Origin of the sequence: Exiguobacterium aurantiacum (genome assembly GCF_001766415.1) — a bacterium.
GTDB classification, from domain to species: domain Bacteria; phylum Bacillota; class Bacilli; order Exiguobacteriales; family Exiguobacteriaceae; genus Exiguobacterium; species Exiguobacterium aurantiacum_A.
Genome location: NZ_MKXO01000008.1, coordinates 1 through 22,312 on the forward strand (window position 1 = coordinate 1; position 22,312 = coordinate 22,312).

Consider the following 22,312-nt stretch of genomic DNA (forward strand, 5'->3'; position numbering starts at 1 on the left):
ATTGAGCCGAAGAACAGCCAACTGAAGAACCCGCAAGGTCTGGCGCGAAACAAAACGTCAGACCTGAAAGGCATGACGTTACAGAGCGTGATGGCGATCATCGCGGTAAACCTGAAGCGGATCATCACCCTCTCAAAAGAAAAAACAGGATAAGGGCAAGGAAAAAGAGCGATTGTCCCGACTTGAGTCGGTCCAATCGCCCTTTTTTCTGTTCACGCTCGGATAGAGCGGAGGTTTTTCAGTGCCCTCCTCTGTCGCAGAGTGGGCTTTTCTTCATGGTAAGACGAGCGTTTCGATCATTTTTGGTGAACCTTCTGATAAGTCGACGAGCGGCTTGATCAATACTTCGACACGGCGATTTTTAGAACGGCCGGCGTCCGTTTCGTTCGTCGCAATCGGCTTATATTCCCCGTAGCTTGCGAGCGTGAACTGATTCGGATTGAGCGACTCATTCGTCAACAGACCTCGCATGAACGCAGTCGCTCGGGCTGAACTGAGTTCCCAGTTCGACGGGAAACGAGCCGTATTGATCGGCACGTTATCGGTATGACCGGACACAACGATTTCTCGATTCCCGGCTTGTTCGAGAATGCCGCTGATCGACTGGGCGACCGTGCGGGCGTCAGCGTCGAGTGTCGCTTCCCCCATGCTGAACAAAGCCCGGTCTTGGATCGTCAGGACGAGCCCACTTGAGTTGATGGTCGCCTCGATTTCGTCTTCTAATCCATTTTTCTTAATGTACTGATTCACTTCTTCTTTTAACTCGTCGAGTTTGGCTAGCTCATACGTCCGCGGATTGGCGGTCGTATCTGTCTTGTCCGTTCGGCTAATGTCACTGTTTGACGCCGTTGAGGCTTGGAAGACACTCGTGCCGCCTGAGAACACTTGATTGAACGATTGAGACATCTTATTGAGCTTCGTCTGATCGACGTTACTTGAGGCGAACAACACGATAAACAAAGCGAGAAGTAACGTCAGCAGGTCAGCGTAAGGGATGAGCCAGCCTTCCGGGATGTGTTCTTCATGGTCATGCTTCTTTTTGCGCTTCATAGTTCGCTCGCTCCTTTGGAGACAAATACACGGCCAACTTATCTTCTAACGTCTTTGGTGACTCTCCGCCTTGAATCGACAAAATTCCTTCGATCATCATTTCCTTGACGACGACCTCGCTTTTCGAATATTGCTTCAACTTGTTGGCAAACGGGAACCAAAGAACATATCCACTGAAAATCCCGAACAGCGTCGCGACAAAGGCGGCGGAGATGGCGTAGCCGAGTTTATCAATATCGGATAAGTCTTTTAGCGCGGCGACGAGCCCGATGACGGCTCCAAGTACACCGAGCGTCGGAGCGTACGTGCCTGCTTGCGTGAACACATCAGCGTTCGCTTTATGGCGTATTTCCATATTCTCGATATCACGCGACATCACTTCGGCGATATATTCAGACGGTTGACCGTCGATGACCATCATCATGCCTTGTTTCAAAAACGGTTCTTCGACTTGCTCGAGTGCCGTCTCGAGTGACAGCAGGCCTTCTTTACGTGCCTGCGTCGACAGGTCGACGAATTGTGTCAACAAACCAGATTTGCTTGGCAGTTCTTGTTTTTTGAATAAGATCTTAAATAGTTGGGGTACCGTCTGTAGCTGTTCTTTCGAAACGGCGATACTGACCGCGGCCGCCGTCCCGACAAAAATAATAACGAGCGCCGCAGGGTTGATCAGCGGAGCGACCCCCGCTCCTTTCAAAATCATCCCTCCGATTAACGTAAAGAAACCGAGTAAAAGTCCGACTAAAGTGACGACATCCATGTCTATGTTTTCCACCTTTCTAAAAAAAATCAAGATATAAAAAAAGCGAGAGACTTAACTCGTCTCCCGCAAATGCGTTCCGATGGTTAAGCGCCGTTTTCGTCAATCAGCAGTTGGATGCTGATATTTCGTTCTTCACGCTCTATATCGGTTAGCACATCGTATTTTTTTAATAATGCGTACAATTGATTCATAACTTCTTGATCAAGTGACCAATTCAACAGTTCTTCGAGCTGGAAATAGAGATGGGCGGGCATACATTGTGATTGACGCTCCAACCTTCGCGAGACATCCTTTAGCGAATGATCTACCGTACTAGGGTCCACGGTTTCATTCAACCTCCTCAATATTCATAAAGTCTATCTCTCATATTACCAAAAAAATATAGGAAGGGTTAGCGATACATTTTTCTAGTTGGCAATTTACACGCCGAGGAGTAAGATGATGCTTAGAAAACTTGATTCGAAGGAGATAGCGAGATGCGACATCGATTGACAGTACGGGAGTTGCGCCTTAAACGAATTGAGGCGTTATACCGGCTCGTCTTTGAAAAGCCGGCCCGATTTATCGCGACTGGATTTTTACTCGCCATCTTGATCGGAGCGACGTTGCTGTATATGCCATTCGCCCAAACCGAACCGGTCTCTTGGATCGATTGCCTGTTCATCGCGACGTCAGCAGGCACGGTGACCGGACTGTCGACGATCGACATCGGCTCATCGTTCAATACGCTCGGCGAGCTCGTCATCGTCGCCTTGATTCAAATCGGCGGACTCGGGTTCATGACGGTCGCGCTCATGCTGCTCAGTGTGCTCGGTAAAAAAATCGGCTTAAAACAGCGGATCTTACTCCAAGAGTCGCTCAACTTGTCAGGGCCGGGTGGAACGGTCCGCCTCGTCCGCAACATCGTCTTCACGACCATCATCGTCCAATTCATCGGGATGTTATTTTTGACGGTCGAACTTTACAGCACGGGTGATTACCGGTTCGGCGAAGCACTGTATTATGGCTTTTTCCATGCCGTCTCGGCGTTCAATAATGCGGGCTTCGCTCTATGGCCCGACAGCTTGATGCAGTTCGAGCAAAATACGGCCATCGTCGTCACGATTTCGATGCTCTTGATGATCGGTGGTCTCGGATTCACGACGATTGCCGACGCGACCGAGGTGAAACGATGGAAGCGACTCGCTTTGCATTCGAAAATCATGATTGCTTCGCTTGGCGTCATCAACGGGATCGCCTGGTTCGGACTCATGCTATTCGAGTGGGTATCAGTGGAAGGTGCACTTTACGGCCGCCCGATTGGCGAGGCGTTAAACGTCACGTTCTTTCAAGCGGTGACGACACGGACGGCTGGATTCAATACGGTGGACATCTCGATGATGGCGCCGGTGTCGATCGGATTAATCCTCATCTTGATGTATATCGGGGCCGGAGCGGCATCAACGGGATCTGGTATTAAAGTTACGACCGTCGCTGTCATTTTAGCGGACATGTGGGCGTTCATCGTCGGTAAAAAAGAGACAGTCATTCTCGAGCGGACGGTCGACGCGTTTCAAATCAAGAAAGCATACGTCGTCGCCATCTCGAGCTTCTTCTTTATTATGTTGATCACGGCACTTACGATTTTGACGAATGCTCATATTCCGGCGACCGCCCTCTTGTTCGAGACCGTGTCTGCCTTCGGGACGGTCGGGCTCTCGCTCGGCATCACGGCTGAACTGAATGACGCCGGGAAAGGGTTCATCATGTTCATGATGCTCCTCGGCCGTGTCGGCTCGCTGACCATTCTGTTCACGGTCGCACGACAGATGGACCGGAAGATCCGTTATCCGAAAGAGAAGCTGTTAATTGGATGAAGACACACAAAAAGCCCTGGTCAGGGCTTTTTGTGTGTGTTGTAATAAGCGACGATGTCAGGCAAGTAGTCTTGTAAATCCGGGCAAACGATGCCGGTCCCGTTTAACGCTCGGAGCGTCTGCGTCGTGTCGAAATGGACTTGATGCTTAAAATAGGCGAGCAGTTCTTTTGGAACCCCATATCGTTCCGATAGCTGCAAAGCGGAAAATCCGGTTTCTGCGGCGAAATGGGGAATCGTTCCGCGAGGCGAGCGACCAAACATCGCTTCATGGATCATACGGTACACTTCCCGAGCCCCATGCGGGAACGGGTCGGTCAAATGGAACGTGCGCTTTAGACCGACTGGGGCGTGGGCGAGATAAGCAGTCGCTTCGACCACGTAGTCATACGGTACGAGGTTCACTTCGATGTTTTGCCGTCCGATATACGGGAGCGGCGCCGCTTGACGCAACTGGTCCATCAACTTCAACACGAAGTAGACGCCATCGAATTTTTTCGTCTCTCCGGTCTTGCTATGACCGATGACGATACCGGGACGGATGATCGTCGCGGGTATCGAGCCGAGTTCACGGGAGACGATGGCTTCCGCTTCATACTTCGTAGCCTCGTAATGGTTTTTAAACTGGACCCGATGCCATAGCTCGTTCTCATAGACGGTCCCTTGGCGGCGTCCGGAGACGTAGGCGGTACTAAAGTAGACGTATCGCTTTAAATGTTTTGCCCGTTTGGCGAACGCCGTCATATGCTTCGTCCCGAGCAAGTTGACTCGGTAGCCGACGTCATACGGGATGCTCAAGTCATAAGCGGCCGCTAAGTGGAAGATATAATTCACTTCCCGTTCGATGACCGACCGCATGATCGGGTCGAGAATGACTTCCGGGAGTGTGATATCGGCTTCAACAAGCATTAACTGCTCGTCTTGAAGCGAAGTCGTGGCTAACAGTTCTTGTTTCAAAGCGAGCGCTTCTGGTCGTTGTGCCGGTAAATGGAGCGCATAGATCGTTCCAATCTGATCTGGCAATGTCGCGAGATGGGTAATCAGCTTTCCTGCTAAAAATCCTGGGAAACCGGTAAAGGCATATTGATTCATGACGTCTCCTCCGCTACATCTAACGTGAACGTGAACGTCGAGCCAACGCCTACGCTCGACTCGACTTCGATGCTGCCGCCGTGCGACTCGATGATCTCCTTACAGATTGACAACCCGAGGCCGGTGCCTCCGATTTGACGCGTATCTGAGTTGTCGACACGGTAGAATTTTTTGAACAGTTCTTCAAACGCGTGCTCGGGAATCCCGATTCCAAAATCTTGGACGGACACGTGGGCTTGCTTGTGCTCTTTCCGGACGCGAACTTCAATCTCATGACTGTGAGGTGAGTACTTGATGGCGTTTGAAAGCAAGTTGATGATGACTTGCTCGATCCGGTCTTTGTCGGCGATGAGAACGAGCAACTCGTCGGCATCATCGAAATGAATCGAGTGGTCAGTCGTCTCGCGGAAGCGTTCGACGACTTCACGGACGAGCTCGTTCAGGACGAAGCGGTCTTGTTTATACTCTTGATTGCCATCTTCCATGCGCTGAATATCAAGGAAGTCGTTCAACAAGTCCGTCAACCGCTTCGCTTCTTTCGCCATCGTCTTTAAATAACGTTCGCGCTTGTCCTTCGACAAGTCACGTGTCAGCATCAATTCGATGTATCCTGATAAAGAAGATAATGGCGTTCTCAACTCGTGTGAGACGGTGCTGACCAACTCGTTTTTGATTTGGTCCATCCGCTCTTCTTCGGTCCGGTTGCGGAAGACGAACAAAAAGCCACTATCCATCCCAATCTGCCGTTTTGTGTCCATGCCGGTTCCGTACATCTCATAATACTGTTCGTCGCGATCGTTCGGTTGCGGAATCGAAAAACGGAGCGACACTTCACGAGCCGACCCGTCGAGCAAGAGGTCGATTTTCTTTAACATTTCAGTGCGATCACGGCCCCGGAATGTCGTCAGGAGCGGGATGCGTTCCTGTATCTTGTTCGGAGCGATGCCGGGCAGGTCGAGTAAGCGCCGGGCATGCACGTTCATGAACAGGACACTACCGTTCGATTCGGTCAAGACGAACGCCTCGTTCGATGCTTGCAGAATCGATTGGATGATGTCGCGCTGACGAGCAATCGCATTTTTCTCTCGTTCAAGCATGCGCTCGACTTTTTTACGGTCACTAATATCGCGCATGACGGCGACGCGGAGCGTCTGGCCTTGGAACGTCACTTCTTTCGGATAGACTTCCATCTCTAAAAAGGTACCGTCCTCGCGCCGTCCGATGACTTCGTACGGGGTTTGAATGTGATTACGGACCCGTCTGAGGACATCGGCCCGATAGCCTTCCGCGATAAATTCAATCGTTTGGCGTCCGACCATGTCCTCGGCCGGGATACGGAAAATCGTTTCGGCCGCCTTGTTCGCGTCAAGAATCGTTCCCCCTTCGTGAAACAGGACAGCTTCAATCACGGACTCAGCAAACATGCGGTAACGCTGCTCTTTATGGAGCAGTTCGCCTTTGAGCGCGATTTCAGGGCTGACATCAAAGACGAAGAAAAAGAAGCCGATGATTTGATTGTGTTCATAGACCGGCTGCATGAACAGTTTGCCGACAAAATGGGTGCGATCTTTACGCTGAAACTTCCATTCTCGGTCTCCACGATCGAGTGCGACGCGCAGCATCTGTTCGAACGACAACAAGCGCTCCGTCTCGTCTTGATAATGCGTTCGCTTCTCACTCAGTTCTCGCGACTCGAACAAGGCGAACGGTGTCATCTCATAGAGCACTTCGTGAGGTTGATAGCCGAACAGCTCGGTCGCTCCTTTATTGAAGCGATTGATGAGCAGATTGGCATCTGTCATGATCATCGCCATGTCGAGCTCGGTATGCATCATCGCCTCAAAGGCGTTATGTTGGACCGTGACCCGCGTGTCGAGCGGGAGCGGCTCGATGGAGAGAATATATATATGTTCATATGGGATCGCATGGACGCGAATCGTCGGCATCTCGTATATCCAAGGAAGTCCTTGCTCCATCCGGCGCGACAATTCCATGGTGAGAGGTGACTGGTTGACCATGTGGAAAATATTCGTTTTCGTCTGTAAGTCTTCAGGAAACTGCTCCATGAACGGACGATTCGCCTGAACGATCGTACCGTCCTTCGTAATCAGCGCGACGCCGTAAGGTAAAGCGTGCAGCAGTTCGTTTTGGAGATACATCCTTTTCTCCATTAACGTTTGATCCCTCCTTCTTTATATCAAACGGGTACATTTGGAATACATTCGACAGAAGACCCTTTGTTTTCCTGCATTGATTCGGTAAAGTAAATAAAAGAAAAGGTAGGGAGGACGATTGACGTGAAAGGAATGGCGCTTAGCCTATTGATCGCCATCGGATTATGGTGGTTTGAAGCACCGATGTGGAGCGTCGTCACGGTGCTCGCTCTCGGGATTGCTTGGCTCATCTGGCGGATGCGCCTGTCGACGATTGATCGGATTGATCGAATGGACGGCCGTGAGTTTGAGCTGTTTTTAGAAGAAGTATTCACAGCGCTCGGGTACACCGTGACGGTCACGCCGGCGTCACGTGATTTCGGGGCGGATTTGCTCCTTGAAACGTCGGACGGCTGGTCGATCGCGGTCCAAGCAAAACGCTATGAAAAAGTTGTCGGACTCGAAGCGGTCCAGCAAGTAGCCGCGTCCGTTCCATACTACGGAGCGAACGAAGGATGGGTCGTCACGAACTCGTCCTATACGGATAGTGCATACGAACTCGCCGAACCAAATCAAGTTCGTCTGATTGCAAGAACAGAGCTCGAACAGCTGCTCAAACAGGCTGGATTTAAGCGCTAAAGTGGCGCCTGTTCACAGCTTTGACAGACTGGCGGATTGTGTCGAAGAAAAAGGGGTTGTCTTTTTCCTCAAACGGTGCAATAATCATCTTCGTCATATGAAATATGTAGTAGTTGAACAGAGAAACACGACTACTAGAAACTAAATTGGGGTTTCACAGAATGACCAACCGAACAAACACAAAAATCGAGGTTGGAACGTAGTAGGAGGAAAAAGCGGTGCGCAAATTAATTTATGTAAAAGGTTGTGTCTTTACGCAAGGCGAGGCGACCATTTATGACGAAACAAATGATGCAATCGGATCTGTTCACCGCGACACGGAGGGCAGTGTTCAAGTGCACAACTTGTCCGGTCGACAAATCGCTCACGGGAAGTACATCCCAAACTGTCAAAAGTGGGTCGTCATGAACCACGACGGGCAAGCGATTGGTCAATTGAAAGACAAGTTCTCGTTATTCGGGAAAAAGTGTGAATACAACGTCTATGAACGTGGTCTCTACACGATTCAATACGATGTCGAACGCTACAAGTTCAGTGTTCGCGATAAAGCTGGAAAACTTGTGGCGGAACTTCGCAAACAAGATGACGATTCTTTCTGTTTGACGAAAGAGGCGGATCAGCTCTCGATGTTCGAGTTGTTGTCAGTTTTGAAGACGTTGACGGTCAAATCACGGATGCCGGTCGCCATGTCAGTCTAACCAATATGACGAACACCAGTCACTGCGACTGGTGTTTTTTTTGCGTTCCACAAAAAAAGCTTCATTTGATTGGCTCAAATGAAGCGGCTTAAATAGTGTTTGGCCTCGAGCTCGAGTGTCGTCACGCGGTGCGCGTACAAACAAAGCTTCAGGACGTGCATGATGTTTGGATGGGTATGTCCCATCTTCTCGATCGAACGCTTCGCACGAGTGTCTAACATCTCGATCGGGCTCGTCGACTTGGCATACTCCGCGTACAAGCGGTAGAAGTCGATCGGGGAGATGAGGTCGTCCTCGTCGCGGTCGGGATTGTTGAAGATGAGTGCGAGCAGCGAGCTCGTCTCTTCGAGCGAAAACAAATGCTTCAAGTCGTCTAGCAAATAAATGATCGCAGCCTGTTGCAGCGAATATTTTTTGCCGACCCGAGGGACACCGATGATTTTGCGAACTTCGCGTTTCGTCCAGTTTTGAATCGTCGTCGCGGACAAATGTTCTCCGGTCAGTGTGTTGGCCAAGGCCACGATTTGATTGATCGACAATCCGTTCTTTTCAATATGAAACAAATGGATTTTACGAAGCTCTTTCGGGAAATGCTCACGCACTTCTTCAGGAAAAAGTGAGATGGCCCGATCGACGTCACCAACCCGCATATAGTGAAGGCAATCAGCCAACGTTTGAATCGAAATTGCGTCGCGCATACAGGCATCCTTTCTATAGCCGACTTCGTTCGCGGGCTATACAGTCATTTGACCTCATTCTACCAAATGTTTGAAAAGGAAGCTAGGTTCTGGCCTGATTAAGGTATAATGAATACGTATAAAAATCGCACATAAAGGTGGTCCAAGGATGAATGAATGGGTCAGTTCTATTCTGTCCATCGTCATTGTCCTGGTGTTTCTCGTCGGTCTCGAACAGATTGGCAAGCGCCTCGGCTGGACGGATGAGACAATTCGAAAGAGCGTACATATTGCGGTCGGGCATTGGTCATTGCTCGCCGTCTGGTTGATGGACACATGGTACATCGCCGCCATACCGCTCGTATTCTTTACGTTCGCAAACGCGTGGCTTCTATATAAGAGCCCGTCTCCGGTCCATCAGACCGAGCGGAAGTCGCTCGGGACCGTCTATTACCCGATCGCACTCCTCGTCATCTTGTTCTTCTTTTTCGAGACGGAACCGCTCGCTTTTTTAGCAGGTTCGCTCGTATTGGCATGGGGAGATGGCTTAGCAGCCCTCATTGGACGCAAATACGGGACGGTGATCTATGACCTGTATGGGCAAAAGCGATCGTTCCAAGGCAGCATGGCCATGTTCTTAAGTTCGTATGCGGTACTCTTTTTATTGTTTTTGTGGAAAGATATTCCGATGTGGCAAGTGGTAACTTATGGGTTTATCATTTCCATCATAGCGACGCTAACAGAAGCGATTTCGTATCGAGATTGGGATAATTTCACAATCCCGATTGTCGTCGCCGTCGCGACATCATTATTGTTGTAAACTATTCGCTAGATTGTAAAGAAAACGTTGCTTGTCACTCTCGGTAAACATTTGTATACTGTGTTTCGTACTGAAACCATTCAGCAACGTGTCCGAGGCGAACTTTTTCGCTTGCGGCACTAATAAAATAGACCGTAAAGGATTGAGGCAACGCATGAGCTTTTTAGACCAACTACTCACAATCATCCCGGCCGAGCGCTTCAAGCAAGACGAGCCGCTGTCAGCACACACATATACAAAACTGGGCGGGAAAGCGGATTATTTCGTGGCCCCACACACGTATGAAGAAGTTCAAGCCGTCCTTGAGCTCGCCCATCGCGAAAACGTACCATTCATGATTCTCGGTTTCGGTTCCAACTTGATCGTTCGAGACGGCGGCCTGCGTGGCATCGTCTTGAACTTGAACGAGTTGAACACGATTCGCCGCGACGGCAACCGGATCATCGCCCAAGCAGGAGCGGCCATCATCGACGTGTCGCGCCAGGCGCTCACTGAAGAGCTGTCTGGACTGGAGTTCGCATGCGGTATTCCGGGAACGGTCGGAGGCGCCGTCTACATGAACGCGGGCGCCTACGGCGGCGAGACGAAAGATGTGATCGCGAGTGCGGTCGTTTTGACGCCAGACGGCGAACTGCTCACGCTCTCGAAAGATGAGCTTGACCTCGATTATCGAACGAGCCGGGTCTCAAAAGAAGGATTGATCGTCCTAGAGGCGACGTTCGAACTCGATCCGCTCGGTTATGAAGCGATCAAAGGCGTGATGGACGATTTGACGCATAAGCGTGAATCGAAACAGCCACTTGAATATCCGTCATGCGGCAGTGTGTTCAAGCGCCCGCCTGGTTACTTTGCCGGCAAACTGATTCAAGATTGCGGACTGCAAGGCAAGCGCATCGGCGGGGCGGAAGTATCACTCAAGCACGCGGGTTTCATCGTCAATATCAATCAGGCAACAGCGACTGAGTACATCTCGCTCATTCGTCACGTCCAAGCGACGGTCAAACAGAAGTTTGAGATTGAACTTGAACCTGAGGTGAAAATCATCGGTGAAGACATCGCCGTTGAAAACGCATAAACATACGAAAGACGCCCGAACGGGATTTTCCGTTCGGGCGTCTTTCTGTCCGCATATTTCGGATGTGTTCGATTACGCGTGGAGCTGCTTCGTGACGGCTTCAGAGGCCGGTACGAACGTGTAGCCGAGGTCACGGGCGACGGCTTCGTATGTGACCGTACCGTCGATGACGTTCAACCCTTTGAGGAGCGCTGCATTTTCGCGAAGCGCCGGGAAGACTCCTTTTTGAGCGCACTCGACGATATAAGGCATCGTCGCGTTCGTCAAACCGAGCGTCGACGTGCGCGGGACCGCCCCTGGCATGTTGGCGACGGCATAGTGCTGCACACCGTAGCGTTCGTACGTCGGTGCGTCATGCGTCGTAATATGATCGATCGTCTCACAGATCCCACCTTGGTCGATGGCGACATCAACGATGACGGACCCCGGTGACATTTGTTGCACCATCTCTTTCGTGACGAGCTTAGGTGCTTTCGCGCCCGGGATGAGGACGGCACCGATGACGAGGTCGCTTTCGGCGACTTGCTTCGCGATATTATAGCGGTTCGAGATGAGCGTGTTGATCGTGTTCCCGAACTGGTCGTCGATTTGGCGGAGACGAGCCGGGCTGATGTCCATGATTGTCACGTTGGCTCCGAGACCAATCGCGATGCGGGCCGCGTTCATCCCGACGACACCGCCCCCGATGACGGTGACGTTCGCACGAGGCACTCCAGGAAGACCTGACAAGAGGATCCCTTTGCCGCCATGCGGTTTTTCTAAAATTTGCGCCCCGATTTGAGCAGCCATCCGTCCTGCGACTTCGCTCATCGGTGTGAGCAGCGGAAGCGTGCGGTCGACTTCGACCGTCTCGTAGGCGATGGCGGTCATGCCTGAATCGACGAGCGCTTTCGTGAGTTCAGGTTCGGCCGCTAAATGTAAATACGTGAAGAGCGTAAGGTCTGAACGGAAATATTGATACTCTGACGGCTGTGGCTCTTTTACTTTCAAGGCGAGTTCAACGTCTCCCCAAACGTCCTGTGCTGAATCGACGATGCTTGCCCCAGCGTCGATGTACTCCATATTCGTGAAGCCGCTCCCGATGCCGGCTCCCGTCTCGACGAGCACCTCGTGTCCGAGTTCCGTCAAGACTGATGCACCCATCGGCGTCAACGCGACGCGGTTTTCGTTATTTTTAATCTCTTTCAGTACCCCGATTTTCATGTGTAATTCCCCTTTCTATCTGCTGACACAATTTGTTCACACCTCTAGTATAGACCCAAGTGAAATCGCTGTCTTTAGCATGGATTCTAAAAGCGACAACCCCCACTTTGTGATTTTTCACAAAGTGGGGGTCAGTCGTCTTGACGATATTGTCCGGCCTTGATCGCTAAATAAATAGCGGCCCGTTCCGGGAGCGAGACTTGGGTGATGCTCGTCAGTTCTTCGATCCGTCGAATCCGATACAAGACCGTGTTCGGATGGATATGGAGGTGGGCGGCGACTCGTTTGACGTTCCCGTCAAAATAGAAATACCATTCAAGCGTCGTCACGAGTTCGGTGCGGTGGACTTGGTCATACGCCTGCAACCGTTCGATCGTCGGGTGCGTCTCGAGGCGCAGGCCGATTCGTCTGGACAAATCGGGGACGAGTTGATAGATGCCAATTTGTTCGAACGCCCGGGCACTAGCGAGCTCGAACGGGAACTTCCGGCGTAGCGATGTGACCCGTCTTGCTTCCTCGGTCGCGGCATAGAGCGTATCGCTTTCGAAGAAACGCCCGCTAATCCCGAGGCGAGGTTCGGCGTCAGTGAACTTGTCTTGAAGCTGGGTCTCGAAGCGACCGGCCCACTGGAGGAGGGCGGCCTCTTCTTCAGATAGTTCGGACTTCATATAATGCCAGACGAGCAGTTGCTGGCCGTCGATGGCGTGAAGGACGACCTCGATCGCTTCTTGTGTCGCAAGCGCATAAAATAACCGCTCAGCGAATTGCGGAGTGATCGGCTGCAAGCAGTCGATGATCGTCAGGCGACTCGCGACGGCGATCGGGGCAAGTTCGTTCAAGCGTTCCCGATGTGCGGAAGCGAGGTATGGCGAAGCGAGCACTTCTAAAAAGAAACGCTCGAGTTCGGCATCGATGCGACGTTCGTGCATGGCGATCGTCATGAGCAGTTTCTTGGCGATACTTGCCCCTTCCTTCAAGACGGTGAGCTCCTGCTCGGAGAATGGGGTCGTCCGAGCCAGGCTCCAAATGTAGCCGAGCACGTCTTCTTGCTGCTTGATGACGACGGCGGCGCGCTCGCCTAGACCGATGGCCATCCGGGCTGGGATGACGACAGGCTCGTCTCGGTCGATCAGCTCTTGCAGGATACCGCTTTCCCATAAATCCTCGATGACGGCTTCCGGGACGCGACGGCCGATGATGGTCGCGATTCTAGCCGGGTCGGTCGAGTCGGGATGCGTGCTATAGGCGAGTAGCTGATGGTGGCGATTTTCGATCGTGATCGGTGCGCGGATCGCTTGCCCGATCGCTTCGGCGAGCGTGTCGAGTGATTCATATGATTTCTGTAAAAAAGGCATGTCGATTCCTCCTCTTTATCACTATACCGTCTCTGTTGTGAAAGTTCACAAAAAGATGGACAGTTTTTGAGAGGGGACCGACATGCCTGGACATGTGTATCGTTTACATTGGGAAAAATAGTCCGACGACGAGGCCGAGCAATGCGCCGACGATGACTTGGTACGGTGTATGGCCGACGAGTTCGTTCAAGATCGGCGTGTCGTGCTTGATTCCTTTAAAATAGTCGTTCAATAGACGGGCTTGGAAACCAACGGCTTGACGGACGCCGGTCGCGTCGTACATGACGATCGTCGCGAACGTGAGCGCGAGGGCGAACATGCTTGAGTCGAGGCCTTCAGCCCGGCCGATCGCGGTCGCGAGCGCGACGACGGTCGAGGTGTGGGAGCTTGGCATTCCGCCTGAGGCGAACATAATTTCAAGTTCAAAGTCACGTGTTCGAATGAGTTCGGTCACAAGTTTGGCCGCCTGGGCGATAAACCAGGCCAGTATTGCGGCGAGTAACGGTTCGTTAAAGAGCAATTCAGTCACTTCCTGTCTGACAATAGTATCTACACTATACCCGATTCCATGCCGCGCTAGACGTAAAGTTTCTGTCAAAAATAGCGTCGCGGGCATTTGCCCGCGACGCTATTCGGTCGATTTTTGTTACCCGACGACGCCTTCAGTCTCTTGAAGTTTTTCCGCGATGTTCTCGATGATAAAGCGGTTGCGTGGATGCTCCTGACACTCTTTCGAGCATGAACGCATCTGTTTCGGCTCACACTCTTCACAACAGAAGTGTTGGGCGTTACATACCGGGTTGGCACAATTAACGTAACGGACCGTCTTCGTTCCGCAGTGCATACATGCTGAAACGACTGACGGATTGACCGTGTTGACCGGGACGTTGATGCGCTCGTCAAAGACGTAAAGCTCGCCGTCCCAGTTTTCACCTTGCGTCGCTTCGTCCTTGCCGTACATGGCGACGCCGCCTTTTAAGTGGAAGATGTTGTCGTGACCTTGGTCACGCATATATGCGGTAAATTTCTCGCAACGGACGCCTCCGGTACAGTACGTGAGAAGTGTTTTCCCTTCGTAGAGGTCTTTGTTCTCCTCGAGCCAGTCTGGCATGTAACGAGAAGCCTCTACGTCGATTTTGATCGCATTTTTGAAGTGACCAAGATCGTACTCGTAGTTGTTACGAACGTCGAGGATGACGACATCATCGCGATTCATCATCTCTTTCCATTCTTCCGGTTCGAGATACGCACCGTGTTGTTTAGGCACGTCGAACTCGCCATCAAAGCGCCACGTCACGAGCTCTTGTTTGTGACGGACAAAGATTTTCTTGAAAGCATGCTCTTCGACTTCATCGATTTTGAACTCGATGTCGCTGAAGTATGGATCGGCCTTCAAGTCGTTCATGTACTGTTCGGTTTGTTCCCAAGTGCCCGAGCACGTCCCGTTGATTCCTTCGGAAGAAATCAAGATACGTCCTTTGATCCCGAGGTCCTTACAATACTTGAGGTGTTGTTGTGTCAGTGTTTCTGGGTCCTCGATGTTGACGTACTTATAGTACAGTAAGACCCGCATTGGTTTTGTTTCCATGTTATTGCTCCCCTGTGTTCAGTTTTTTGCAGGAAAACGAACGTTGGGTTGTGTCGTTCGACGAATGAACTTGCCTGCAACCACAAGTCCATTATTATATGATAGATATCACAGTGAAATTTCGCAAATACTTTTTATTTTTTTTTGAGGAGGGCAGGGGGATGCGTCCTCTTGAACGAATTCGGGTAAAAGGTAGTAACGAAAGCCGAAGGTGGAAACTGAAATGCTCACATCACTCCAACAATATATATTGAACATCATCGAATGGCTCCAAGGACTGCCGGGAGGTCCTTGGGCTGGACTCGGGGCCCCGTTCCTGGAAGCGATTTTCCCGTTCCTCCCGCTCGTCTTGATCATCTCGGCGAACGCGGCCACGTATGGCTTCTGGCTCGGTGTGCTCTTATCGTGGATCGGCAGTTTGGCAGGGACGCTCCTCGTGTTCGCCGCCGTCCGATACGTGTTCCGCAAACCGATGACGCGTTGGCTCGAAAAACATAAACAGGGTGTCTATTGGCTCGATCGCATCAACCATATGAGTCCAATCTCGCTCGGATTCTTATATTCGTTGCCGTTCATCCCGGTCAGTTTGATCACGTACTTACTCGCCTTGATTCAAATGCCGCTCCGGACGTTCGTATTGGCGGCCGGATTCGGGAAACTGCTCGTCGTCATCATCTTCTCGGTCATCGGTGATCAGTGGCAAGAGTTCATCCAAAGCCCGTTCCGCTTGTCGATGCTCGGCCTGCTCTTGCTCGTATTGTGGGCGATCAGCCGGGGTCTCGAAGAACTTCTCAAACGGCGCGCTTTCAAAAAACGGAACGAAGAGCTCAAACGTAAACGTGAAGCGAGAACATAAAAATCCTCGAAGGCGACCGCCTTCGAGGATTTTTGCTTAGTTGGTTTTTTTGAAACGTGGGAAGTTGAAGACGATCGCCAAGCCTCCGCAAATGAACAGGAGGAACGGATAGAACATATACGGGACGAGGGCGGGGGACGCCGTGTTCGTCAACTCGGCGGCGATGAGGAGCTGCGCCCCGTAAGGCAGAAGTCCTTGTACCCCGCACGAGAAGATGTCGAGTACGCTCGCTGACTTTTTCCGTTCGATGTCATACGTATCGGCGATATTCGCGGCAAGCGGGCCTGCTACGAGAATCGAGATCGTATTGTTCGCCGTCGCGACGTTCGTCGCACTGACGAGCCCGGCGATGCTCCATTCCGCACCAGCCCGGCGTTGAATCCGTGACGTGAGTGCGTCTCGTAAATAGGTGAGTCCACCGTTATGCGAGATGAGTCCGACGAGTCCGCCCATGAATAACGTCAAGAGCGAGATCTCGGCCATGCCCATCATGCCGTCGGCCATCGCCGTGACGTAAGACGTGACGGCCAAGCTTCCGTCAATCAGCCCGATGATGCCAGCGAGCGCGATGCCGCCGAGCAAAACGAGGATGACGTTCAGTCCGGTCAAGGCGAGGACGATGACGGCGAGATACGGAATCAACTTGTACCATTCGAACGCGGCCACTTCAATCGTCGACTCTCCGCTTGAGAGAACGGCTAACAGGACGGTCGTGATGATTGCGGCCGGGAGCACGATCCAAAAGTTGGTCCGGAACTTGTCGCGCATGTTCGTCCGTTGTGTCCGGACGGCGGCGATCGTCGTATCCGAGATGAACGACAAATTGTCTCCGAACATGGCCCCGCCGACAACGGCCGCGGCCGCGATCGCGATATTGACCCCGCTCTCTTGATGGATGCCGAGCGCGATCGGGGCGAGCGCGGCAATCGTACCGGTCGATGTGCCCATCGCCATCGAGATGAAAGCGGCGATGACGAACAGTCCGCTCAGTAAGAGTGACGGTGGCAGGAACGTCAAGGCCGCATTGACCGTCGCGTCAATCGCACCGATTGCACCGGCGACGCTCGAGAACGCGCCGGCGAGCAGGAAGATGAATATCATGATCAAGATGCCTGGATTACCGGCGCCTTGTGCGATACGCTCGACGGTCTGAGTGACGCTTCCTTTCGTCATCATCGCAGCGACAATTAAAGCGATCAACGCCGCGATCAGTACCGGAAACTTGTAAAAGTCGCCATAATAAATACCTGCCCCGATGAAGAAGACGAGGAAGACGAGCAAAGGCAAGAGTGCCCATTTGTTAGCTGTTGGTTGTTCCAATCGATTCACCTCATTTAATAGAATAGAAAAAAAGAGCCTTCCGAAAAAGGCTCTCTCTGTAAGAGACACCCTTTTCATCTTTCGAGCAGAACGCTCGCTGGATTTGGCACAGGTTACCCGCTGCCGAGACATCTAAGGGCCAGTCCCTCCGTCTCTCTTGATAAAAAGTCGTCATGATGTAGTTGTTAGACACGTTTCCTAACGTACCTGTTTCAAATCGGGTTGTCAACAGAAATCCCCCTGCGCCAGTGGACGCGGGGGGAAGTCATGTCGTCAAAAAGTTGTAATGGGCGACGCGGTTACGACCGGCGTACTTGCCGCCGACGTAAAGGGCCCGGTCAGCGTTACGGATCGTATCGTCAAGCCGTTTGTCGCCGAACGCTTGAATCGTATCGACACCGATCGAGGCGGTCACGGGAATATCGACCCCATCGACACGGAACGGCTTATCTTCAATCTTCTGCCGAATCCGTTCGGCGATATCGACGGCTTGGTCGACGTCGCAATGATTGAGCAGCAAGATGAACTCCTCGCCCCCGTAACGGGCCGCAAAGTCATCGGTCCGGAGCACTTGCCGAATTCGCCGCCCGAACTCTTGGAGCACGCTGTCTCCGACTTGGTGACCGTGCGTGTCATTGATTTTTTTAAAGAAGTCGATGTCGAGCATCGCGACCGAGATCGGGTACATCGAGCCGTCCGAGATTTGTTGAATCCCATACTCGTAGAACGCGCGCGCGTTGGCGAGCAGCGTCAAGCTATCGGTGCGGCTTTCCGTGTATAGGCGGTCGCGTTCGTGGCATCGGCTGATCGTTCGGTTGAACGATTTCAACAGTTTTACCATCTCGTTTTGAATGATGGGCGGATAGCCATAGACGTGTTCACCGATCATGACGATACGTGTGCGAATCCCGTCAATCTCTTCTGACTGGACCGAGATGAAGCTGTGGTAATCGTCATGAAACGCATCTGACAACGCTGCGTCCCATTCGAAGCGCATCTCATAATCGACAGACTTGGCGTGTGGATGGCGCGCTTCCATCAAGTCGAAGACGAGCGGACGGTCGATCGGCTGTCGCGTCAACAAATCGAAATAGAGCGTTCGGTCGAACAGGACGAACTCGACAAACCCTTTATCATATTGGTTGAGGCGCTCACATTGACTCAAGAACACTTCAATCGCCTGGGCCTCGCTTTGAGACAGGGAGACGGCCTCTTTCGCTTCATCGTACTGTTCGATCAATGACTTGAACGCGTCTTGGCGCCCTTTTTGAATCATCAACCGCTTAATAAAGAACGTGAGGGCGGCCGCGATGCTGCTGACGACGAGCAAGTTCGTCTCACGGAAGAACGACGCGGCGAAGATGAAGACCAAACTGACGATGTATGTGTAAAACGCGATGCTCAAAAAATCACGGACCGGGATATCGACGCGGAACCACCAGCCGACCTGATACTTCTGGACGACCGTGTTCAAAATGATGGCAATGATCAGACCGACGAGCGGAACGAACGAATCCTGCGAATAGAAGCCAAGACCAGTTTCACCTCCGAGGGCCAAGTAAACACTTGCCGGGATGGCGATTTCTAAAAATGACGTGATCGCGTTCCAAGGATAAGTGAACCGAAAGCGGCGGAGCGCGACGCGCGGTTTTAGGTTGGCGAACTGAAAGACGAGAAGTCCGATTTGGTTGACGAGGAGCGCCGTCTCAAAATCAAAGAATAAAAAGATGATGAGGACGATGCTTTCTGAAAACGTGAAATAAATGCCTTTTCGTTCAATCGAGTCCATTTGGAAAATGACGACGAGCAGCGCGATCAAGATGAACGGAAGCGGCTCGATCGCCGGAATATCAAGAACACCGGTTGTAAACAAGGTGATGGTCAGTAAAACGATCAAACTCCAAATGCTCCAACCGAGGACGGACATTTTGCGAAAATGATTCATAGTTCCCTCCTGTGTGGGAAAAGTCTTCTCATATGTATGGTAGGAGATTCGGCACGGTTGCGCCCAAGTCCTGCCTATTCATCATAATGGCTGAATTCTAGCATTGAGTCTACATCAAATATCCTCTATAATGAAGTTGCTTTTCAACCACATAGACGAAAGTCGATGAAAAAGAGAGTAACGATCGTTTAGTCAACAAAGCGACCTAGGGATTGGTGAGAGCCTAGGCTGACAAACATCGCGAAACGCACTTTTGAGATGCTATCCGAAGCGAGTAGGCGTAGCCGGGGGCCCCCCGTTATCACCGTTAAAGTGGTCTGTGTAAAGCAGGCAAGAAGAGTGGTACCGCGGGCCAACCCGTCTCTTTGCATCTGTGCAAAGGGCGTTTTTTTTATGACTAGATTTGAAGGAGGAAATTTACATGAGTTATGAACGCAAGTATGCGGAGGCTCTGTCACGTGTCATCGGTGACGAACTCACGCTCGACCAGATTGAGGCATTGATTGAAAAACCAAAACATGAGGCGCACGGGGATCTCGCGTTCCCATGCTTCCAACTCGCCAAGGCGTACCGGAAAGCGCCGGTCATGATTGCGACTGACATCGCCGGTGAATTGAACGACGAACTGTTCACAAAAGTTGAAGCGGCCGGTCCATATGTGAACGTCTTCATGAGCCGTGACGTCGTCTCGCAGGAAATCATTAACACGGTTCTCGACGAGCAAGCGGATTACGCGACGCATGCGACACGCAACGAGACGATTGTCACGGACTTCTCGTCACCTAACATCGCCAAACCGTTCTCGATGGGACACTTGCGCTCGACGGTCATCGGTAACGCCATCAACCAGATCGCTCGCAAAAACGGCTACAACGTCGTCGGTGTCAACCACCTCGGCGACTGGGGTACACAATTCGGGAAACTCATGGTCGCTTATAAGAAGTGGGGCGATGAGGAAGCGGTCCGGGCAAATCCGATCGCTGAGCTCTTAAAGCTATACGTTCACTTCCATGAAGAAGTGAAAACTCAGCCTGAGCTTGAAGACGAGGGCCGTGCTTGGTTCAAAAAGCTCGAGGACGGTAACGTTGAAGCGACCGAACTGTGGACGTGGTTCCGTGACGAGTCGCTCAAAGAGTTCCAAAAAGTATACGATCTTCTCGGTGTCGAGTTTGACAGCTTCCACGGTGAAGCGTTCTACAACGACAAGATGGACCGGATCGTCGCCATGCTCGAAGAGAAGAACCTGCTCGTCGAGAGTGAAGGGGCGATGGTCGTCTCGCTTGAAGACGAGAACTTGCCACCTTGCCTGATCACAAAGAAAGACGGCGCGACGCTTTACGCGACACGTGATTTGGCTGCGGCCGTCTATCGTCATGAGACGTACAAATTCGTCCAAGCGAACTACGTCGTCGGTGGCGAGCAGGCGCTCCACTTCAAACAGTTGTTCTCGGTACTCCGCAAGCTCGGTTACGACTTCGTCGACGGCATGCACCACGTACCGTTCGGCTTGATCTTGCAAGAAGGGAAGAAGATGTCGACACGTAAAGGCCGCATCGTCCTACTTGAAGAAGTATTGAAAGAAGCGATCGAGAAAGCGCAAGCGAACATCGAACAGAAGAACCCTGAGCTTCCAAACGCAGAGAACGTGGCTCGTATGGTCGGCGTCGGCGCCGTCATCTTCCACGATTTGAAGAACGAGCGCATCAACAACATCGAGTTCGACCTCGACAGCATGCTCAAGTTCGAAGGGGAGACGGGACCTTACGTGCAGTACACGAACGCACGGGCGAACTCGCTCCTCCGTAAAGGCAACTACGACGGTTCGACGTTCGCAGGTGCGGACGACGACCACACGTGGGGTGTCGTGACGATGCTCAACGCGTTCCCACACGTCATCACGCGTGCCCATGAGCGCCGTGAGCCGTCGATCATCAGCCGTTACGTCCTCGACTTGGCGCAATCGTTCAACAAGTATTACGGCCACGTCCGTGTGCTTGAAGAAGATGCGGGCAAACAATCGCGTCTCGCGCTCGTCAAAGCCGTGACGATCGTCTTGACGGAAGGACTCCGTTTAATCGGTGTTCAAGCTCCAGAAGAAATGTAAATACAACAAAAGGGACCTGCGAAAGGTCCCTTTTGTTGTGTCACGCCTTCATCCGCGTGACTGTTCGCGTCTTCGTATCATACAGACACCATTCTCGGTCGAAGATGACGGCGCCGACGTTGATGACGTAGCGCTTCTTCTTCAACTTGAACGGTGTCCCGATTTCCCAGGGAATCGAGCGGCCTTTCCGGTAGATGCCCGGAATATGACTATGCCCGATGAAGACGAGCGGGTACTTGCCTTTTTCGACGATCGGCTCCCAGTCGGCGCTCCACTCGATTTGGTGACCATGTAAGAACAGCGCCTCATCGAGTGTCGTCTGTTCAGGCAATAATGAGATGCGGGTCTTGACAGGGTGCGACACGATGAGCACTTCGTCAATCCGTTCTTCTTGGTTGCCGCGCAGGCTCGGGAACGTCAAGAGCGCCTCGTACTGCTCGTCAAACGTCATGACGTCAGAGACGTCATGAAACCGTTCGTTGCGCCGTTTTTTGCCGATATGGCACTCGTACAAGTCGCCGAGGCAGAGGATGTGCTCGGTCTCGCGCCTGACCGCCTTGAGGACGGCTTTCAAATCATCAAACGAACCGTGCGGGTCACTGATGATGGCGAGTTTCATCGGTAGTTCGTGAACTGGGCATCGACCGATAACTCGAGCTCACGGACGAGTTGCATGACCGCTTGTAGGTCATCCCGTGACTTGGCCGTCACACGAATTTGATCGTCTTGAATTTGCGATTTCACTTTCAACTTCGACTCTTTGATGGCGTTGTTGATCTTCTTGGCATCGTCTTTGTCGATTCCGCTCTTCAACTTGACACGTTGACGGACGGTACCGCCGAGTGCGCGTTCGATTTTTTGATAGTCGAGGTTTTTCGTCGGCACACCGCGCTTGATCAACTTCGAGATCATGACGTCTTTTAACTGTTCGAGTTTGTAATCGTCATCTGAGACGAGGACGAGGTCACCGTTATCGAGTGACATCTCACTCTTCGACCCTTTAAAGTCGTAACGGTTCAAAATTTCTTTTTCGGCGATTTGGATCGCGTTTTTCACTTCTTCGAGGTTCATTTCTGACACGATATCAAAAGAATTGTCTTTTGCCATGTTTCATCCATC

At 51.9% G+C, this 22,312-nt stretch carries 21 protein-coding genes, 1 riboswitch and 1 other annotated feature; of the genes, 7 read left to right on the top strand and 14 right to left on the bottom strand.

Annotated elements, in window-relative coordinates:
* Positions 1 to 273: 273 nt before the first annotated feature.
* The 3 genes from BJU60_RS12475 to BJU60_RS12485 form a co-directional block, all read right to left on the bottom strand.
* Positions 274 to 1,050, bottom strand: coding sequence for a flagellar motor protein MotB (locus BJU60_RS12475; RefSeq protein WP_070329181.1), 777 nt, complete (start codon positions 1,048 to 1,050; stop codon positions 274 to 276).
* Complete coding sequence (gene motA / locus BJU60_RS12480; protein WP_070329182.1) at positions 1,028 to 1,810, bottom strand: flagellar motor stator protein MotA; 783 nt, start codon at positions 1,808 to 1,810, stop codon at positions 1,028 to 1,030. Before motA ends, BJU60_RS12475 begins: the two co-directional genes overlap by 23 nt.
* 86 nt (positions 1,811 to 1,896) lie before the next feature.
* Positions 1,897 to 2,148: a hypothetical protein gene (locus BJU60_RS12485; RefSeq protein WP_236634029.1), complete on the bottom strand. Its 252-nt coding sequence runs from the start codon at positions 2,146 to 2,148 to the stop codon at positions 1,897 to 1,899.
* Positions 2,149 to 2,289: 141 nt separating this feature from the next.
* Here BJU60_RS12485 and BJU60_RS12490 point away from each other — a divergent pair, with 141 nt between their 5' ends.
* Positions 2,290 to 3,669, top strand: coding sequence for a TrkH family potassium uptake protein (locus BJU60_RS12490; protein ID WP_070329183.1), 1,380 nt, complete (start codon positions 2,290 to 2,292; stop codon positions 3,667 to 3,669).
* A gap of 20 nt (positions 3,670 to 3,689) precedes the next feature.
* Here the strand turns inward: BJU60_RS12490 and BJU60_RS12495 are convergent, their stop codons facing one another.
* Together BJU60_RS12495 and BJU60_RS12500 are read right to left on the bottom strand one after the other, a co-directional pair.
* Entirely contained in the window at positions 3,690 to 4,760 is a 1,071-nt protein-coding gene (locus BJU60_RS12495) for an SDR family oxidoreductase (RefSeq protein WP_070329184.1), read from the bottom strand.
* Entirely contained in the window at positions 4,757 to 6,931 is a 2,175-nt protein-coding gene (locus BJU60_RS12500; RefSeq protein WP_070329185.1) for a PAS domain-containing sensor histidine kinase, read from the bottom strand. Before BJU60_RS12500 ends, BJU60_RS12495 begins: the two co-directional genes overlap by 4 nt.
* Positions 6,932 to 7,066: 135 nt before the next feature.
* Between BJU60_RS12500 and BJU60_RS12505 the strand changes: the two genes are divergently transcribed.
* On the top strand, positions 7,067 to 7,552 hold the full coding sequence (locus tag BJU60_RS12505) for a restriction endonuclease (RefSeq protein ID WP_233589717.1): 486 nt from the start codon (positions 7,067 to 7,069) through the stop codon (positions 7,550 to 7,552).
* 218 nt (positions 7,553 to 7,770) lie between these two features.
* Positions 7,771 to 8,250, top strand: a complete 480-nt coding sequence (locus tag BJU60_RS12510; RefSeq protein WP_070329187.1) for a hypothetical protein — start codon at positions 7,771 to 7,773, stop codon at positions 8,248 to 8,250.
* 74 nt (positions 8,251 to 8,324) lie between these two features.
* Here BJU60_RS12510 and BJU60_RS12515 read toward each other — a convergent pair whose 3' ends face one another.
* Complete coding sequence (locus tag BJU60_RS12515; RefSeq protein ID WP_070329188.1) at positions 8,325 to 8,948, bottom strand: DUF1836 domain-containing protein; 624 nt, start codon at positions 8,946 to 8,948, stop codon at positions 8,325 to 8,327.
* 148 nt (positions 8,949 to 9,096) lie between these two features.
* Here BJU60_RS12515 and BJU60_RS12520 point away from each other — a divergent pair, with 148 nt between their 5' ends.
* Both BJU60_RS12520 and murB read left to right on the top strand, forming a co-directional pair.
* The gene (locus tag BJU60_RS12520; protein ID WP_070329189.1) at positions 9,097 to 9,747 is read left to right on the top strand and encodes a diacylglycerol/polyprenol kinase family protein; all 651 of its coding nucleotides are present in this window, start codon (positions 9,097 to 9,099) and stop codon (positions 9,745 to 9,747) included.
* 154 nt (positions 9,748 to 9,901) lie between these two features.
* Positions 9,902 to 10,822 carry a UDP-N-acetylmuramate dehydrogenase gene (murB, locus tag BJU60_RS12525; protein ID WP_070329190.1) on the top strand — a complete coding sequence of 307 codons (921 nt, stop codon included), beginning with the start codon at positions 9,902 to 9,904 and terminating at the stop codon, positions 10,820 to 10,822.
* Positions 10,823 to 10,894: 72 nt separating this feature from the next.
* Here murB and ald read toward each other — a convergent pair whose 3' ends face one another.
* From ald to trhO, 4 genes are all read right to left on the bottom strand, one after another.
* Positions 10,895 to 12,025: an alanine dehydrogenase gene (gene ald, locus BJU60_RS12530; RefSeq protein WP_070329191.1), complete on the bottom strand. Its 1,131-nt coding sequence runs from the start codon at positions 12,023 to 12,025 to the stop codon at positions 10,895 to 10,897.
* A 131-nt stretch (positions 12,026 to 12,156) separates the two neighbouring features.
* Entirely contained in the window at positions 12,157 to 13,380 is a 1,224-nt protein-coding gene (locus BJU60_RS12535; protein ID WP_070329192.1) for a PucR family transcriptional regulator, read from the bottom strand.
* Between the two features lie 103 nt (positions 13,381 to 13,483).
* Positions 13,484 to 13,909, bottom strand: coding sequence for a divergent PAP2 family protein (locus tag BJU60_RS12540; RefSeq protein ID WP_070329193.1), 426 nt, complete (start codon positions 13,907 to 13,909; stop codon positions 13,484 to 13,486).
* A gap of 117 nt (positions 13,910 to 14,026) precedes the next feature.
* Positions 14,027 to 14,968, bottom strand: coding sequence for an oxygen-dependent tRNA uridine(34) hydroxylase TrhO (gene trhO / locus BJU60_RS12545; RefSeq protein WP_070329194.1), 942 nt, complete (start codon positions 14,966 to 14,968; stop codon positions 14,027 to 14,029).
* Between the two features lie 223 nt (positions 14,969 to 15,191).
* Here trhO and BJU60_RS12550 point away from each other — a divergent pair, with 223 nt between their 5' ends.
* Positions 15,192 to 15,824: a TVP38/TMEM64 family protein gene (locus BJU60_RS12550; protein WP_070329195.1), complete on the top strand. Its 633-nt coding sequence runs from the start codon at positions 15,192 to 15,194 to the stop codon at positions 15,822 to 15,824.
* A gap of 36 nt (positions 15,825 to 15,860) precedes the next feature.
* Here the strand turns inward: BJU60_RS12550 and BJU60_RS12555 are convergent, their stop codons facing one another.
* Both BJU60_RS12555 and BJU60_RS12560 read right to left on the bottom strand, forming a co-directional pair.
* A complete protein-coding gene (locus tag BJU60_RS12555; RefSeq protein WP_070329196.1) occupies positions 15,861 to 17,144 on the bottom strand; it encodes a Na+/H+ antiporter NhaC family protein in 1,284 nt (427 codons plus the stop codon).
* A 71-nt stretch (positions 17,145 to 17,215) separates the two neighbouring features.
* Positions 17,216 to 17,311, bottom strand: a riboswitch (SAM riboswitch).
* 98 nt (positions 17,312 to 17,409) lie between these two features.
* A complete protein-coding gene (locus tag BJU60_RS12560; protein WP_254281703.1) occupies positions 17,410 to 19,089 on the bottom strand; it encodes a GGDEF domain-containing protein in 1,680 nt (559 codons plus the stop codon).
* Between the two features lie 156 nt (positions 19,090 to 19,245).
* Positions 19,246 to 19,457, top strand: a binding site (T-box leader).
* A gap of 53 nt (positions 19,458 to 19,510) precedes the next feature.
* Here BJU60_RS12560 and argS point away from each other — a divergent pair.
* Entirely contained in the window at positions 19,511 to 21,193 is a 1,683-nt protein-coding gene (argS, locus tag BJU60_RS12565; protein WP_070329197.1) for an arginine--tRNA ligase, read from the top strand.
* Between the two features lie 40 nt (positions 21,194 to 21,233).
* On the opposite strand, the gene BJU60_RS12570 is transcribed toward argS, so the two are convergent.
* A complete protein-coding gene (locus BJU60_RS12570) occupies positions 21,234 to 21,812 on the bottom strand; it encodes a metallophosphoesterase family protein (RefSeq protein WP_070329198.1) in 579 nt (192 codons plus the stop codon).
* Positions 21,809 to 22,300 (bottom strand): YajQ family cyclic di-GMP-binding protein, encoded by a 492-nt coding sequence (locus BJU60_RS12575; RefSeq protein WP_034780837.1) that lies wholly within the window; start codon positions 22,298 to 22,300, stop codon positions 21,809 to 21,811. The genes BJU60_RS12570 and BJU60_RS12575 overlap by 4 nt, the downstream gene beginning before the upstream one ends.
* Positions 22,301 to 22,312 lie beyond the last annotated feature (12 nt).